Genomic DNA, 533 nt, shown 5'->3' with positions numbered 1-533 from the left:
GCCTCGGACGAACCCGACCCGACACAGCTCAACAATCTCGGCCAAGGCCTCGGCAAGGCCGTTGGCTCGGTCGCCGAGATCGTCATCACCACGCCGTTCAAGGTGCTGACCATCGCCACTGGTGGGTGAACAGCCGAACGCGGACGGCTGATCTCAAACGAAAAGATCGACCTTCTGGAAGGTCGTCACGTCGATCAGGCCGACATCGGAAATCCTGAGTTCGGGAATGACGACCAGCGCCAGCAGCGAGTGCTGCATGTAGGCGTTGTTCAGCGAACAGCCCATCTTGCGCATCGCCTCGGTGAGCTTCTCGGCCTTGGCCGCGACGATCTCCGCCCGCTCGTCCGACATCAGGCCGGCGATCGGCATTTCGACCAGCGCCAGTTCCTTGCCCTTGGAGAACAGCACGACGCCGCCGCCGACCTCGCCCAGACGGTTTACCGCCAGCGCCATGTCCTGCTTGTTGGTGCCGACGCAGATGATGTGGTGGGCGTCATGCGCCACGCTGGACGCCATGGCGCAGTCACCCATAT

General features: G+C 63.0%; 1 protein-coding gene. It reads right to left on the bottom strand.

Annotated elements, in window-relative coordinates:
* Window positions 1-153: 153 nt before the first annotated feature.
* Window positions 154-533, bottom strand: a 380-nt coding sequence (locus tag EN943_RS37360; protein ID WP_164778626.1) for an adenine deaminase C-terminal domain-containing protein, incomplete at its 5' end; no start/stop codon positions are given.

It is taken from the genome of Mesorhizobium sp. M7A.F.Ca.US.006.01.1.1 (genome assembly GCF_003997935.1).
Classification (GTDB): domain Bacteria; phylum Pseudomonadota; class Alphaproteobacteria; order Rhizobiales; family Rhizobiaceae; genus Mesorhizobium.
Note: the sequence above shows the minus strand (reverse complement) of the source record. Positions and strands in the feature narration are given on the sequence as shown.